Below are 13979 nucleotides of genomic sequence, written 5' to 3'. Positions count from 1 at the left end.
CAAGTGATTTCCACGGCTCGCTGCAACAATGTCATTGAGCAATCGCACCGATCTACACGGCGTCAGGAACGACAACAACAGGGATTCAAACGAAAAAAACGAGCGCAAGAATTTCTGAGGTTGCACGCCCGAATCGAGAACATCCACCATCACGCCCGAACCAGCGTTTCTACCTCGATCAGACGAAGCAATCAGAAACAAGCGTTCCAGACGTGGTCAATAGCCGCGGTAGGGGTGGCCTGAAGTTCAGATCACCCCTGCCCTCAGTCTGCCACGGGTCAAGTTAAGGCAACACACCTCATCAAAGAGGCGCTTGGGATCAGCGTCCAGATGGCGCAGTCCACTCGAAAACGCCTTGTGCTCGGTGGTCTTGAAGCGGCACTGTTTGATGCGCCACATACGGGCCGACCCGCGAAGTTTGATGGCAAGGACCGGGCGGCCATCACGGCACTCGCGTGCAGTGAGGCCCCCGAAGGCCATGCACGGTGGAGCATTCGTCTGCTGGCGGAGAAAGCGGTGGAATTGAACGTTGTGGACGGCATCGCACCGTCGACAGTGCTCTACATGCTTAAAAAAACGCGGTCCAGCCGCACCGCAAAAGACAATGGTGTATCGCGCGGCTAACGGCGAAATTTCTGTGCGAGATGGAGCGTGTTCTGGACGTCTACGCACGCCCCTATGACGAGCGTTTTCCCGTGCTGTGCTTCGATGAGTAACCCTGCTTCCTGATCGGCGACGCGATGGCCCCGGTTCCGATGGAACCGGGACGAGTCGCAAAGCAAGACTAGGAGTACCAGCGCTTTGGGAGCTGTACCTTGCTCCTGGCAGTTGAACCCCGCACCGGTCGCCGGTTCGCGAAAGTGTGTGCCCGACGAACCGCCAAGGAATACACGGCGTTCATGCAGGATCTGGAGCGGGCGTATCCAGAGGCGGTGCAGATCACTCTGGTGCAGGACAATCTCAACACTCATCATGGCGGCAGTTTTTACAAGTGGATGCCTCCAGAGCAGGCCCACCGTTTGGTGGGCCGATTCGAGTGGGTCTACACGCCGATCCATGCTTCCTGGCACAACATGGCGGAGCTGGAATTCTGCGCCCTTCAAAGAAGTCGAGGCCTGGGTCACAGCGCGTTCACGCGCTGGAATCACGCTGAACTGGCAGTTCTCAACCCAGGTCGCTCGCCGGACGCTCCGAAACCACTACGAAGCCATTCGTATTAATTGAACGCTGCACTAGGACTTACGCGAAACCGGACGAGTTTGAGATTCTGTGGGAAGACCTCAGAAAGTCAGTCGGAAACGGTGCTGCGAGTTTTTGGCTGCGACACAGACCAATCGGACGCAAACCTATCTTGCTGACCACATCGACGATTTTGCTCATGACGCAATTCAGCGGTACTTACAAGGAGATCGCCTGACGGCAGCGGAGATGTGGGTGCAGGTGCGTCCACACGTACAATTCAACGACAAGGGTAAAATCTGGAATGAACGCTTTACTTTACGAGTGCGGCTAACGCGCAGGGCCGCTCTCCCTCCCAGCGCAGATGGGCGGCGTGCAGTTGCCTCCGGGTGTACTGAGCGTCCCAGGCGTGGAACATCAAGATGTCCTGACCATCCAGGGTGGTGACGCTGGCGTGGCCGGGACCAATCAGGGGGCCTGCGGTTCGCAACACATTGGCCCGTGGAGCGGGTTCGGTCCACGGGCCGAGCGGGTGATCGGCAACCGCATGCCCGATGCCATAGGTTTCATTGGTCCAGGCCCCGCCCGAATACAGCAGATGAAACTGTCCGTCCCGCCACAGCACAAACGGCCCTTCCAGGGTGTGCCAGTCGTACAGGCCGCCGTACATGGCCCGCCCCGCCTGATAACGTTGCCAGTCGCCACTGGCCTGCACGATAGTCTGTGGTTCGCCAAGATGGGTCATGTCGTGCAGCGGGGCCACCGCCAGCACCGTGCCGGGGCGCTCGCCGCTTAGATCGTCGCGTGCGAAAAACAGCCACCACGAACCGTCCGGGGCCTGAAAGGGGTGCGGGTCAATTGCGAACGGCTCGTCCGGCGTCAGATTCAAACCCAGGTCCACGAAAGGCCCCAGGGGATGCGCCGCCGCCGCGACCCGCAGGTGGTGGCCCTGGTCGCCGTGGCCCACCGAGTAGTACAGGTAAAACGTCTGGTCCTGACGCGCGACCTCCGGTGCCCAATAGTCCAGCCGCTCCGCCCCCAGCGGCTCCAGCACGCCACCGTGCGAAATCCAGTTCACGAGGTCTGGCGACGACAGGACCTCGAACACCCGCACCCCAGTTTCACCGTGAAGACCAGTGCCATAGGCATAGTACGTGCCGTCCACATTCATCACGAAGGGATCGGCGAAATAACCGGGAAACAGCGGGCCGGGCGGCAGGCAAATACTTGTAAGCGGGCGGCTCATGGGCGCGTCCTTTCCATCACCAGCGGGCGGGGCAGGCCGGCCACCGTCGCCTGCGGCCAGGCCGGGTCCAGCGTCAGGACCTCCAGGCCGACCCCGGTGAGGGCGATGGTGTCCTCGATCTTCGCGCCGCGCACGCTGGGGTTCCAGGCCAGGACCGAGCCTACATTCAGTGAAGTGGCCGTCCCTGGCGTGGCGATGGCCTCGCGCGCCTGGTAGCCGGCCAGGCCGCCCTGGTGGTGTTCGAGCATGGCCCCTGGATCGCCCACGTCACGGTACGCTCCCGCCAGCACGTCGTAAAGGTCCAGGAGGCGCATACCCGGCACGCTGGCGGCCAGCACAGCGGCCTCGACGGCGCGTACCCTGGCGTGGGCGGCCCGCGCCGCGTCAGGCAGCGGACCGAAGGACACGAAGCGGGTCAGGCTGGCGACCAGCCCGTGGCCGCGCGCACAGACGACCAGCATGGCAACGTTGCCCAGAACCTCTTCCTGCGGCGTGGGATGGCGGTACAGCGGCAACCGGCGCTGGCCGGCCACCAGCACCAGGGCGTCGTCCAGGCCACGTCGGCGCAGGGCCGCGCCCGCCAGGGCCGCCAACTCCAACTCCGTCATCTGCGGGGTGGCCGCGAGCAATACCCCGGTCACGGCCTCGGCGGCGGCGCGGCCCACCTGCCGGAACCGGGCGAGTTCGGCGGGCAGCAGCGTGCGCCTGCGGACGAGCAGCGCTTCGGGAAGCGCCTCCTCCGCAGGGCCGGGGCGGTCGCTCAGCACCGGGCCGCCCGGCTGAACAGCGGCCAGGGCCGCCGCCTCCCAGGCGTCCGGGTTGCCCCACGGCACGGCACGCACCGGCAACACCTGGACCAGTTCCCCACCCAGTTGCTCGGCCCGCAGCCGCCCGGCCTCGATGTGATCAGTCAGCACAAAGGCGTCGCGCGTCCCGACGATCACCTCGGCCGCGCCCGTCTCGGCAGTCATCAGGACCGTGCTGGACCCCCCGGCCGTGGCCCAGGCAAACCAGTCGCTGCCGCGCAGACGGCACAGCGAACTGCCCGCCTCCGCCAGCGCCTCCCGCACCCAGGCGAGTTTGGTCTCCACCTCCTGCGCGCGGGTCATGGCCGGAGCCTCCGAGGCTGGCATCGGCTGGCTCACGGCGTCGGTGCCCGCTGCGGCGTCAGGGTCGGCCCGGCCACCTTGACCCTGCCGCCCGAGAACGTCACCGGGTCCAGGCGCAGGCTGCGGTAGCCGCCCACGGCGTCGGAGGTCTGCCCGGCGGTCCAGGCGTGGTAGGCCAGCCAGGTGCGCCCAGCGCCGTCGGTCACCACCGTCTGGTGTCCTGGCCCGGCCACTTCCCCTTTGCTGACCAGAATGGGATTTTCTGCGGCCTTTTTGTAGGGGCCAGTCACGCGCGGGGCCGTGGCGTAACCCACCGCGTACAGGTCACTGTCGTACGGCCCGGCGGAGTACAGCAGGTAGTACACGCCGCCCGCCTGGTACAGCGTGGGGGCCTCAATGACGTTGCCCTCCCACAGCGCAAAGTTCTGGATCAGGGCGCTGGCCTTGCCGGTCAACTTCAGACCATCGGCGCTGAGGGGCTGGAGGTAGAGGTTGGTGGCCTGGTTACAGCAATTGCCGTCGTTCTTCCACAGCAGGTAGCGTTTGCCGTCGCCGTCCTGAAAGGGGCTGGCGTCGATGCTGCCGCCCTCGGCGAGTTGACAGACCAGCGGCTGGCTGGACGAATCCTTGAACGGTCCCGCTGGGGAAGCTGCCGTCGCCACGCCGATGCACTGGCGGCCACTGGCGTCGTCCTGCGCGGTGAAATACAGCGCGAAGGTCTTGCCGATCTGGGTCACTTCGGGAGCCCAGGTGCGCCCGCCTCTGGCCCAGGGTGGCAGCACGGGCATGGCGTCGCCCGTGATTTCCCAGCGCACCAGATCACGGCTGACCGCGTATGGCACGTTGGCGTTGGCGCTGTTGGTCGCGTAGGCGTAGTAGGTCTGGCCGACGCGCAGGATGCCCGGATCGGGGAAGTTCTCGTCAATGACCGGGTTGCGGAAGGTGGCGCTGGGGGCGTTCTGGGCCGTCATGGGTCCGCCGCCGCCTGCCTGGGCTGGGGTGGACAGGAGCAAGGCGGTGACGCCCAGCAGCAGTCTTAAACGCAGCATCGTTACTCCTTGAGACCGGTGGTGGACAGGCCCGCTTCCAAAAAACGCTGCGCGACCAGGTAAGCGATCAGCGCGGGGACCGCCGCGAGGGTGGTGGCAGCCATCAACTTGCCGTACTCGGTCACGTACCGCTGCGAGAAAGTCGTGATGCCCACCGGCAGCGTCATCTTGTCCACGTCGGTGACGGTGTACAGCGGCCACAGGAAGTTGTTCCACGATCCCATGAACGCAAAGACGGCCAATGTCGCCAGCGCGGGAAGGCTCAGCGGCAGGATGATCCGCCACAGGATGTGCAGGCTACTGGCTCCGTCAAGACGCGCGGCTTCCTCCAACTCGCGCGGGATGCCGATGAAGAACTGTCTGAGCAAAAAGACGCCGAAAACCCCGCTCAGGCCCGGCCAGATCAGTGCGTGGTACGAGTTGATCCAGCCGAAATTGAGCATCATGATGTAGGTGGGGATCAGGGTCACGATGCCGGGAATCATCAGGCTCGACAGAATGAACCAGAACCAGCTGTTGCGGCCTGGAAAACGCATGCGGGCCAGCGGGTAAGCGGTCAGGGCGCACAGCAAGACGTGCAGCACCGTAAAGGCCAGCGCCACATACAGCGAATTGCCGGTCCAGCGCAGGATGTTGCCGTCGGGAGAGGTCAGGATTTCGCGGTAGTTGTCGAGGGTGAGCTGCGTGGGAATCCACTGCACCGGCAGCGAGATGGCGTCGGCCTCGGACTTGAGCGAGGTGGAGATCATCCAGTACACCGGGGCCAGGAAGATCAGGGCCAGCACGCACAGCAGCACGAAGCGGGGGAGATCGCGCGGCATCCGGCGGCGGCGGCGCACGGGCCGGACAGCAGCGGTGGGAGCAAGGTTCGTCATCGTCAGTCCCCCTTCACGTCACGCGCCATGAGGCCGAACTGCCCGGCGGTGAAGATCAGCATGATCAGTCCGAAGGCAAAGCCCATCGCGGCGGCGCTGGAATACTGCGCGTTGGTAAAGCCTTCCTCGGTGATGTACTGAATCACGCTCTGGGTGGAGCGGCTCGGCCCGCCGCCCGTGATCACCAGAGACTGCCCGAACAACTGAAACGAGGACAGCGCCGTGGTGACGAACACGAACAGCGTGACCGGGGCCAGCATCGGCACGGTGATGAAGCGAAACTGCTGCCACGGCGTCGCGCCGTCCAGCGAGGCCGCCTCGTACAGGCTGAGCGGCACGTTGCCCAGCGCAGCCAGGTACAGCGTCATGTTGAAGCCCAGGGTCCACCACACCGTCCCGATCACAATCGGCACCCAGGCCAGGCCCTCGGTGGACAGCCAGGGAATCGGCGGGGCATTGACCAGCACTTCCCGCGCGGCGTTGACCAGCCCGATCTGGTTGTCAAACATCCAGCGCCACAGGATGCCCATCACCGAGACGGTCAGGATGCCGGGCATGAAGAAGACCGCCCGGAAAAAGGTGCGCCCGAAGATGGGCCGGAAAAGCAGCAGCGCCAGCCCCAGCGCCGCCGCCAGCAGCAGCGGCACACTGACGATGGTGAAGAAGGTGGTGTTCCACAGCGTCTTCCAGAAGAAATCAGCCTGCGGAGTGCCGGGCGTGAACAGGTTGCGGTAGAACTCGGACCCCACGAACGCCTTGACGGGATTGAGCAGATCCCAGCGGTGCAGGCTGATGTACAGCCCGTAGCCGATGGGATACACCGTGAACACGAAGAACAGCAGCGCGTGTGGCAGCAGGTACAGGTAGGGTTCCAGCGGAACGCGGCGGCGCGGCGTGGGGGCCGGAGCCGTGGTGGTCCGGGCGGGCGCTTGGGTGATGGTCATGAACGGAATACCTCGCGCGAAGAGATGTTGAACTGGGCGGCCCGGTTCGCCTCACCCCGCAATCAGAGGGAAAGGGGCCGGGCCACCGCCTGCATTACTGGGCCAGAACTCTTAGGCTGGCACTACTGGAAGTTCTTGCGGGCCTGCTCGATCTGCTTGTTGGACTCCTTCACGCCGTCATTCAGGGCCTGCGGAACGGTCTTTTTGCCCAGGTAGGCGGCCTCCCATGCCTGATCGAACGGTCCCATCACCTGGCCGACCCAGGGATAGCCGCTGGTGGCGTACACGCTGTTCAGTCGATCAAAGATCCCGCTGATGGCGGCCTTCTCGAACTGCGAGTTCTTGGCGACGGCGGCCTGGGTGGGCAGGCTACCAGTGCTGGTCCAGGTCAGGTTCTGCGCGGGCAGGCTCATCCAGGCCACGAAATCCAGCGCGGCCTTGCGTTTGTTGGCGTCGTAACCGGAGGGCTGCTTGGGCAACGTCAGGTGGCTGGACCCGCCCCAGGCCGCGTCCTTGGCCGTGCCGCCCACGCGCGGCAAAAAGGTCACGCCGAAGTTCATCTTCTGGCCCTCGAAACGGTCCAGGTACCACTGCCCGCTTGGGAACATGCAGACCTTGCCCTGGCTAAAGGCGGCCAGCTCGGCCTCCTCGGTGCTGTTGGGGCGGGCCACGCCCTGCTTGACCAGATCGACCAGAAATTGCACGGCGCTGACGGCCTGCGGCGAGTTGAAAGCGGCGTTCTGGTTCTTGTCCACCATCTGCCCCCCATTCTGGAGAATCGCCGCGTAGGCCGCCCGCGCCCCCACCCAGTTGTTGTACAGGCTCACGCCCCAGGTGTCCAGTTGCTTGGGATCAAAGCCCGCCTCGCCCGCCTTCTTGCCGCTCTTGTCCACGGTACACGCCTGCGCCGCTTTCAGAAACTCTTCGCGGGTCTTGGGCGGTTTGCTGGGATCAAGCCCGGCCTTCTTCATCAGGTCTTTGTTGTAGAACATCACGTAGGCGACGCTGGAAATCGGCACCCCATACGCCTGGTCCTTGTAATCCGCCGTGGCGAACAATGGCCCAAAGAAGTTGGACTTGTTGATGCCCGCCGCCTTCAACTCAGCGGGGGCCAGCGGGGACACCGCGCCGCGTGCCACGAAGCCGGTGATCTGGTCCTCGTTGATCACCACCACGTCGGGGGCCTTACCCGAGGCGACCAGCGCCGGGAGTTGCTGCCAGGTCGTCCCCCACGGCTGCGCCTGACCGCGCACCTGCACGTTGGGGTGGGTGTCGTTGTACTTCTTGATCAGTCCTTCCATCACGGGCCGGTCTGGTCCGGTGAAGCCGTGTAAAAAGGTGAGGTTGACCTTGGAACCGGAGTAACTCTGGGCGCTGGCCGGACCAGGGGACGTGGCGAGGGCGACGGCGGCGGTCAGAAGGGCCAGGCGGGACAGGGGTGCGGTCATTGAATTCAACCTCCAGTAAGCGGAAACCGCCGTCCAGAAGCTGAGCTTCTCAGACATTGGTGTCCTGAACGTTGCCGCACGGTGGCGGCCCGATTTGTCTGCGTGGTGTGCAACTCTCACGGTACACCATCACGGAATACTCGTCAATCCTTCTGTGGTAAATTGACTTAACTTGTGATTTTTGGATTTCCCGGCGTGTTTAATCCACTGCTCCAACCCCGCATCCCTGGCCGACAACGCTCACCACAACCAGGAAAGGCTGGCCTGGCGTCCCCAGGGTTGGCTCTCACCCGCGAAGCGTGCCGTCCAGGCGTCTGTCCTCTCCCATACAAGGACGCCCAGCCGCCAGTTTTATCCGGCCTTCCTGAGCGCCGCAAATGACGCCTCTGCGGCGCACTGTGGTCGCCTCTCCTGCCACTCTTTACATTCCGCCGAGATATGCCTATCGTAGTTGCGAATGAAGTTGTGAATAAACGATTTATCCTGTGACATCTCGACTTGTGAAAGCACCGTCTTGGAGATTCTGTGAAGACTCAGCCTGCCCATCCCCGCCCCCAGTTCCAGCGCCCGACCTGGCGTAGCCTCGACGGCGAGTGGCAGTTCGCTTATGACGACCTGGCCCACTGGCAGCAGCCCACGGACGTGACGTTCGACCAGATCATCACGGTACCCTATGCCCCAGAGAGCGTCCTCAGCGGCCTTCATGACGGCGGTTTTCATCCGGTCGCCTGGTATGCCCGTCAGCTTTCAGTCGCCCCCCATGAACGGGCGGGGAGAGTGCTGGTGCATTTCGGGGCGGTGGACTATACCGCGCGGGTGTGGGCGGGTGGCCGCCTTGTCGGTCAGCATGAAGGCGGCCATACCCCCTTCACTGTGGACATTACCGAGGCGCTCGGTGAGGACGGCACGGTTGACCTCGTCCTGCGCGCGGAAGACGATCCGCATGAGCTGGCCCGGCCCCGTGGCAAACAGGACTGGAGGGCCGAGCCGCACCTCATCTGGTATCCGCGCACCACCGGCATCTGGCAGAGCGTGTGGCTTGAGAGCGTGCCGCAGACCCGTCTGGAGGCCCTGCGCTGGACACCCTGGCTGGACCGCTGGGAGCTGGGGCTGGATATTGGTGTGGCCGGGCCACTGATGCCAGAGCTGCGGGTGCGGGTTCGCCTGTCGGTGGACGGGCGCTTGCTGGCCGACGACACCTACACACTCACCAGCCGTGACCTCAGCCGCCGCATCGCCATTCCCGACCCTGGCATCGACGACGCCCGCAACGATCTGCTGTGGAGTCCCGAACACCCCCAGTTGATCCAGGCCACCCTCGAGTTGCTAAACGGCGAACGGGTTGTCGATCAGGTGCAGAGTTACACGGCCCTGCGCTCGGTCTCCACCGATGGGCAGCGGTTCCTCCTGAACGGCCACGCCTACACCCCCAAGATGGTGCTGGATCAGGGATACTGGCCGCAGGGACTGATGACGGCGACCGACGAGGAGTTGCGCCGCGACGTGGAACTGACCAAGCGGCTGGGCTTCAATGGAGCCAGAAAACACCAGAAGGTCGAGAACCCCCGCTGGTTGTACTGGTGCGACGTGCTGGGGCTGCTCGTGTGGGAGGAGATGCCCAGCCCCTACCGCTTTACCCCGGAGGGCGTCGAGCGGCTGACGCGTGAATGGATGGAGGTGATCCGCCGCGATGTCTCGCACCCGTGCATCGTGGCGTGGGTTCCGTTCAATGAGAGCTGGGGCGTGCCGGACCTGCCCAGCAATCCGGCCCACCGCGACTATGTGCGGGCGCTGTATCACCTGACCAAAACGCTGGACCCTTCCCGGCTGGTGATTGGCAACGACGGCTGGGAACATGTGGCGACCGATCTGTTGGGCATCCACGACTACGCGCACGACCCCGCCGTGCTGACCCGGCGGTACGGCACGCCGGAGGCCCTGGCGCGCGTGCTGACGCAGCCGTTCGGACGCCGCCTGCTGCTGGAAGACTTCAGCGCCGAAGGCAAACCGGCCATTCTCAGTGAATTCGGAGGCGTCGCCTACAGCCTGGAGGATGAGCGGGGCTGGGGCTATCACCGGGCGGGCGACAGCGCGGCGTTTGTGGAACTGTACGAGGGGTTGCTGGCCGCCGTGCATGACTGTGAGGCCCTGGCGGGCTTTTGCTACACCCAACTGACTGATACCTTTCAGGAAAAAAATGGCCTGCTGACTGAAATCCGTGAGCCGAAGGCGGACCTTGCCCGGCTGGCGCAGGCCACGCGGGGGCCGCGCCATGCCTGGGACATTGACCGTGATCCCGCCCCCCATCCGCTGGGCTACGCGGAGCGCTGGCGCGGGCGGGAGGCGCACGCAGCGCCGGATGGGCCTGGGCTTGTGGATGAAGCCGCCAGAGGGTTGTCGTAAGGCCAGGGTCCGTGCCGCTTGGTCTATGACGCGGCCCTCTGGTCTGAACCTCCCACCAACGCAAACAGCCTGTCAGCGCCCGCCTCAGCGCACCTTGACCGTGCGGGTATGACCCGGAAAGGCATAATTGATTCGCATCACCAAGTCCTGCTCATAATTGCCGAATCGCCGTCCGAACAGATTTAACCCCGAGCAGTTGCGGGCGTCGGGCTTGACCCCCAGCCGCACCCGGATGTGGTGGCTGTCCGTCAAGTTCAACTCCGGCAGGCTGACCCCGGACAGTTTCTCCCCGTCGATGAAGGCCCCTTCCTCGCGCACGCTCCAGTGTTTGAGCAGGCCGTGCGAGGTCTGGTCGTCGTTCCACCACGCGGGCGTGAGTCGTGCGCGGGTGCCGCCGAAATCGCCGGGGCTGGTCCAAGTGCCTACCTCGGTGCCGTTGATCCACAGCGTAATGTCGGAGGGCCACTCCGGGTCGTACTGCGGCGCTTCCGAGCAGATTTCCATGCTGAGGTCGAACTGGGCCGGGGCAGCCCCGTAGGGCAGGTTGTTGGGAAACACGTAATCGAGGTAGCCGCTGCCGCCGAACCACAGCAGCTGGGCGTAGACGTGTTCGGGTTCGTAAAAGGAGCGCGGATCGTCCAGCATGCCGATGATCTTGGTGTCCGAGGCCAGGCCGCAGGTCGGCTGCGCCTCCACGTGCGAGTAGTTCCCGATGGGCATGGTGATCGTCACCTGATCGGCCTGCGCCTCCACCGCTGCTCCGGGCATCTTGAACTCCACCTCGTCGTACCGACGCGAACACAGCTTCTGGGACCCGCGTGTTCCAGGTTCGTACTCGACCGTGATCAAGCCAGCGTGAACCAGTTGGTTGAGGTTGAAATTGACCGTGGAGTGCGGGAGGCCCAGCGCCGCCGCCAGTTCCGAGACATTCAGCGCATTGTGGGTCAGCAGGCTGAGAATGAGCAGTCGGGTTTCATTCGCCAGCGCCTTGAGGACGGGCAGGGCGCTCTCGCCCTCCAGGCTCAGGCTACGGCTTCCAGATGCGGGCATGTCACTCCTTTCTTTTCTCGATCCTTCCAAGGGCATCCGATGGAACCGCTCAATTGCTACGGATTAACCGAAATATTAACAGGTAGGGTTGAGAGTTTCAGAACGTCTGTTGACCCTGATCCAGCGCCACACAGATGAGGGCAACACGAATCCCGTCGGCGGCCAGTTCCAGCAGGTGCCAGGCCAGCCGCTGAGCAGGATCGCGCCCACGTCCATGATCTGTGCCTGGAAGCCCAGGCAGTGACAGGCGTCAACATTGAAGTCTTATTTGCTGATCAGGAATACACTGGAAAAACGGCGGCATTTGATGCCGCCGAGATGGGGGTGGAGTCGGTGGTGGTCAACCGCCCCGAAGGCGAGAAGGGCTTTGTCTTGCTTCCGAGGCACTGGGGCGTCGAACGCTCACCTACATGGCTCTCAAGATGCAGGCGGCTGGGACGCGACCTGGAGCGTTTGAGCAGCACGCTGGTGGACTTCCATTTCCCGGCGGCAAGCATTTTGCTCGCGAACAAATTGCTGCCGCTCTTGGGCCGCTTGCTGGAGAGCCTCTATGACCCAGCTCAATATACAAATTCGCCAGAACCGCGTGGAGATGAGCCGGGCGCGGAGTGTCGTCAGCGCCGCAGCCCAGACCCGCCGCCCACTCCTCCTCTCATGCAAGCGCTGGAACCAAGACGCACAATGTGATGAGTCCACCATCATCGTCCACCATCATCGTCCATCGTCCCAGGAGGACCCCATGACCGCCACCCGCGACGTCAAGCCCACCCAAGTGCCGGAGGCCCAGACAGAATACGACATTCCCGCCCTCATGGCCGGCCTCTACGGCGACGGCAACATCGGCCTCAAGGGCGCTTTTTCCCTTGCGTGGGTGGCCAGGCTCGGCGAGGAATTGCCAGCGCTCTACCAGGCGGCGCTCGCCCGGCCTGGCGGCGCGGTGGGACGCGGCACCCACCGCCACTACGTCGAGATTCACCCTGAGGACATCAGTGGCTTTCTCGACCTGGTCACCCATCCCTGGGTCACCGCCGTGTGCGAGAGCGTCCTCGGACCAAACTACAAAATCGTCGAGATCGGCTTTGACGTGCCCAATCCCGGCGCAAAGGACCAGCCCTGGCACCGCGACTTTCCTGCCGGTCCCGAGACCCTGGTGGACCGCCGCCTGAATTCGCTTGCCTTTAACCTCACCTCTGTGGACGTTGAGGAAAACATGGGGCCGTTCGAGATCGCGCCCGGTACCCAGTGGGACGACCCCTCTGCCTTTGACCACGGCATGTTTCCCCCGGTCTCTACCTTCGCGCGCTACGCAGCCCTGTCGCAGCGCAAGCTGCCCAGGATGGGCGACATCTCGGCGCGCAGCGCGCTCACCATTCACCGGGGTACGGCCAACCACAGCAACAAGGCCCGCCCGGTTCTGGTGCTGGGGGTGGACGCGCCGGGCGCGGGCCACGACGAGAAGCATGACTTGCAGTTCACCCGCACCTTTTATGACCAGTTGCCGCAGCAGGTGCGCGATCACCTGATCTGCCGGGTGGTGGACCACCTTGAACCCATCGTGCAGGGCCACTCCATCGAGGGCCTGATGATGGGCGACGCCTGAGGAAACGTGCGCGCATTTAACAGTCTGGTCGCGCACTTCGGGGACACCGCCATCTCGGGCCAGGTGGAAGCCCTGGAGGGTGGACGGGGCTTGATGCGCGTCTCCCTCAACATACTTGACCGCCATCTCGCCGTGGATGAGGGCAGTGAGTGCGTGCTGGAGCTGCATGACGGTGCCCGGTTTCGCGTGGTGATGACCGAACGGCTGAGCGGCGCAGGCGAATGGCGCGTGCGTTTATTGGCGGAAATTTAAGGAAGCTGTTCCCAGGCGCAAAGTGAAGCGATTCATGAGTCACACGGGAAAGCGCCCGATGACTCGGTCATATTGCTTCTGGGCCTCCCCCAGGGCCAGCCGGGAATACACCTCCAGCGATTGCCTGGAGGCATGACCGCTGTACGGCTGAATCAGCGCGTCATCAATGCCCTGCCGCTTGCGCCAGTGGTCTTCTTTCCCGCATCTATCCCACGCGGCCCCGCTTGCGGGGCGCAGCGCACGGTCTGGGCGTCCAGAATGCCCGCACTCGGTTCCGGGCCACGTCCTGCCGCTTTCCGGGTTTCGCGCACCAGGACGCGATTGATTGCCTCCCATGAACCATCGGCTTCAAAGCGGCGAAAATACGAGTACACCGTCTGCCACGCTGGAAAGTTATGCGTAGGTTTCTCCAGGCAATGCCGCCCTGCAAGACGGACATGATCGCGCACAGCACTTCGTAGAGGTCGACCGTGCGCGGTCGCCCTCCTGGCTTAGCAGCGGGCAACAACGGTTCCAGCCGCTTAGACGGTTGTGTTGCCTTAACCGGACTGGGGTAGGGTGACCATCCATGACCGACGCCAAGCCCTACCGACACCGCTTCCCAATGATCATCATCCAGCACGCTGTGTGGCTGTACCACCGCTTCCCACTCAGCTACAGAGATGTTCAAGAATTGCTGCACCAGCGCGGCATTCAAGTCAGTCATGAGACCCTCCGCGAGTGGTGCATGAAATTCGCTTCCCTGTTCGCAGAAGGACTGCGCCAGCGAGAACCCCGCCGGGGTTCCCGCTGGTACCTGGACGAGGTCTGCACGACGGTGGATG

The 13979-nt window shown here is 63.9% G+C and carries 12 protein-coding genes and 4 pseudogenes; 8 read left to right on the top strand and 8 right to left on the bottom strand.

Annotated elements, in window-relative coordinates; all coding sequences use genetic code 11:
• The 3 genes and pseudogenes from Q322_RS24660 to Q322_RS22720 all read left to right on the top strand — a co-directional run.
• Positions 1–243 (top strand): annotated as a pseudogene (locus tag Q322_RS24660) (IS6 family transposase); the annotation flags it as partial.
• Positions 244–330: 87 nt separating this feature from the next.
• Positions 331–624, top strand: coding sequence for a helix-turn-helix domain-containing protein (locus Q322_RS22725; protein WP_084148067.1), 294 nt, complete (start codon positions 331–333; stop codon positions 622–624).
• 179 nt (positions 625–803) lie between these two features.
• Positions 804–1220: pseudogene (locus tag Q322_RS22720) on the top strand (transposase); the annotation flags it as partial.
• A gap of 272 nt (positions 1221–1492) precedes the next feature.
• Here Q322_RS22720 and Q322_RS0117625 read toward each other — a convergent pair.
• The 6 genes from Q322_RS0117625 to Q322_RS0117600 all read right to left on the bottom strand — a co-directional run bounded on the left by Q322_RS0117625 (position 1493) and on the right by Q322_RS0117600 (position 7850).
• Positions 1493–2425, bottom strand: a complete 933-nt coding sequence (locus tag Q322_RS0117625) for a glycoside hydrolase family 43 protein (protein ID WP_029479193.1) — start codon at positions 2423–2425, stop codon at positions 1493–1495.
• Positions 2422–3534, bottom strand: coding sequence for a M24 family metallopeptidase (locus Q322_RS0117620; RefSeq protein WP_029479192.1), 1113 nt, complete (start codon positions 3532–3534; stop codon positions 2422–2424). Before Q322_RS0117620 ends, Q322_RS0117625 begins: the two co-directional genes overlap by 4 nt.
• Positions 3535–3566: 32 nt before the next feature.
• Positions 3567–4583 (bottom strand): glycoside hydrolase family 43 protein, encoded by a 1017-nt coding sequence (locus tag Q322_RS0117615; protein ID WP_029479191.1) that lies wholly within the window; start codon positions 4581–4583, stop codon positions 3567–3569.
• Between the two features lie 2 nt (positions 4584–4585).
• The gene (locus Q322_RS0117610) at positions 4586–5458 is read right to left on the bottom strand and encodes a carbohydrate ABC transporter permease (RefSeq protein ID WP_029479190.1); all 873 of its coding nucleotides are present in this window, start codon (positions 5456–5458) and stop codon (positions 4586–4588) included.
• A 2-nt stretch (positions 5459–5460) separates the two neighbouring features.
• Positions 5461–6402, bottom strand: coding sequence for a carbohydrate ABC transporter permease (locus Q322_RS0117605; protein WP_029479189.1), 942 nt, complete (start codon positions 6400–6402; stop codon positions 5461–5463).
• Between the two features lie 122 nt (positions 6403–6524).
• Positions 6525–7850 (bottom strand): ABC transporter substrate-binding protein, encoded by a 1326-nt coding sequence (locus tag Q322_RS0117600; RefSeq protein WP_029479188.1) that lies wholly within the window; start codon positions 7848–7850, stop codon positions 6525–6527.
• Positions 7851–8375: 525 nt separating this feature from the next.
• Here Q322_RS0117600 and Q322_RS0117595 point away from each other — a divergent pair.
• Complete coding sequence (locus Q322_RS0117595) at positions 8376–10253, top strand: glycoside hydrolase family 2 TIM barrel-domain containing protein (RefSeq protein WP_034418964.1); 1878 nt, start codon at positions 8376–8378, stop codon at positions 10251–10253.
• Positions 10254–10337: 84 nt separating this feature from the next.
• Here the strand turns inward: Q322_RS0117595 and Q322_RS0117590 are convergent, their stop codons facing one another.
• Positions 10338–11303: an ArsR/SmtB family transcription factor gene (locus Q322_RS0117590; RefSeq protein WP_029479186.1), complete on the bottom strand. Its 966-nt coding sequence runs from the start codon at positions 11301–11303 to the stop codon at positions 10338–10340.
• A gap of 183 nt (positions 11304–11486) precedes the next feature.
• Here Q322_RS0117590 and Q322_RS23590 point away from each other — a divergent pair.
• From Q322_RS23590 to Q322_RS0117575, 3 genes and pseudogenes are all read left to right on the top strand, one after another.
• Positions 11487–11834, top strand: a pseudogene (locus Q322_RS23590) (transposase family protein); the annotation flags it as partial.
• 208 nt (positions 11835–12042) lie between these two features.
• On the top strand, positions 12043–12903 hold the full coding sequence (locus Q322_RS0117580) for a phytanoyl-CoA dioxygenase family protein (protein ID WP_029479185.1): 861 nt from the start codon (positions 12043–12045) through the stop codon (positions 12901–12903).
• 6 nt (positions 12904–12909) lie between these two features.
• Positions 12910–13155 (top strand): hypothetical protein, encoded by a 246-nt coding sequence (locus Q322_RS0117575; RefSeq protein WP_029479184.1) that lies wholly within the window; start codon positions 12910–12912, stop codon positions 13153–13155.
• Positions 13156–13360: 205 nt separating this feature from the next.
• Here the strand turns inward: Q322_RS0117575 and Q322_RS25005 are convergent, their stop codons facing one another.
• Positions 13361–13750, bottom strand: a complete 390-nt coding sequence (locus tag Q322_RS25005) for a transposase (protein ID WP_169739090.1) — start codon at positions 13748–13750, stop codon at positions 13361–13363.
• Here Q322_RS25005 and Q322_RS24060 point away from each other — a divergent pair.
• Positions 13724–13979 (top strand): annotated as a pseudogene (locus Q322_RS24060) (IS6 family transposase); the annotation flags it as partial. The gene Q322_RS25005 and the pseudogene Q322_RS24060 overlap by 27 nt on opposite strands.

Source organism: Deinococcus frigens DSM 12807, from assembly GCF_000701425.1.
Lineage (GTDB): Bacteria > Deinococcota > Deinococci > Deinococcales > Deinococcaceae > Deinococcus > Deinococcus frigens.
This window is presented reverse-complemented; position numbering and strand designations above follow the sequence as displayed.

Excerpts from the sequence above, each read along its gene's own strand:
- Q322_RS0117620 (WP_029479192.1), bottom strand. The coding sequence starts at position 3,534 with ATGACCCGCGCGCAGGAGGTGGAGACCAAACTCGCCTGGGTGCGGGAG.
- Q322_RS0117590 (WP_029479186.1), bottom strand. The coding sequence starts at position 11,303 with ATGCCCGCATCTGGAAGCCGTAGCCTGAGCCTGGAGGGCGAGAGCGCC.
- Q322_RS0117600 (WP_029479188.1), bottom strand. The coding sequence starts at position 7,850 with ATGACCGCACCCCTGTCCCGCCTGGCCCTTCTGACCGCCGCCGTCGCC.
- Q322_RS0117625 (WP_029479193.1), bottom strand. The coding sequence starts at position 2,425 with ATGAGCCGCCCGCTTACAAGTATTTGCCTGCCGCCCGGCCCGCTGTTT.
- Q322_RS0117610 (WP_029479190.1), bottom strand. The coding sequence starts at position 5,458 with ATGACGAACCTTGCTCCCACCGCTGCTGTCCGGCCCGTGCGCCGCCGC.
- Q322_RS0117605 (WP_029479189.1), bottom strand. The coding sequence starts at position 6,402 with ATGACCATCACCCAAGCGCCCGCCCGGACCACCACGGCTCCGGCCCCC.
- Q322_RS0117580 (WP_029479185.1), top strand. The coding sequence starts at position 12,043 with ATGACCGCCACCCGCGACGTCAAGCCCACCCAAGTGCCGGAGGCCCAG.
- Q322_RS0117615 (WP_029479191.1), bottom strand. The coding sequence starts at position 4,583 with ATGCTGCGTTTAAGACTGCTGCTGGGCGTCACCGCCTTGCTCCTGTCC.
- Q322_RS22725 (WP_084148067.1), top strand. The coding sequence starts at position 331 with ATGGCGCAGTCCACTCGAAAACGCCTTGTGCTCGGTGGTCTTGAAGCG.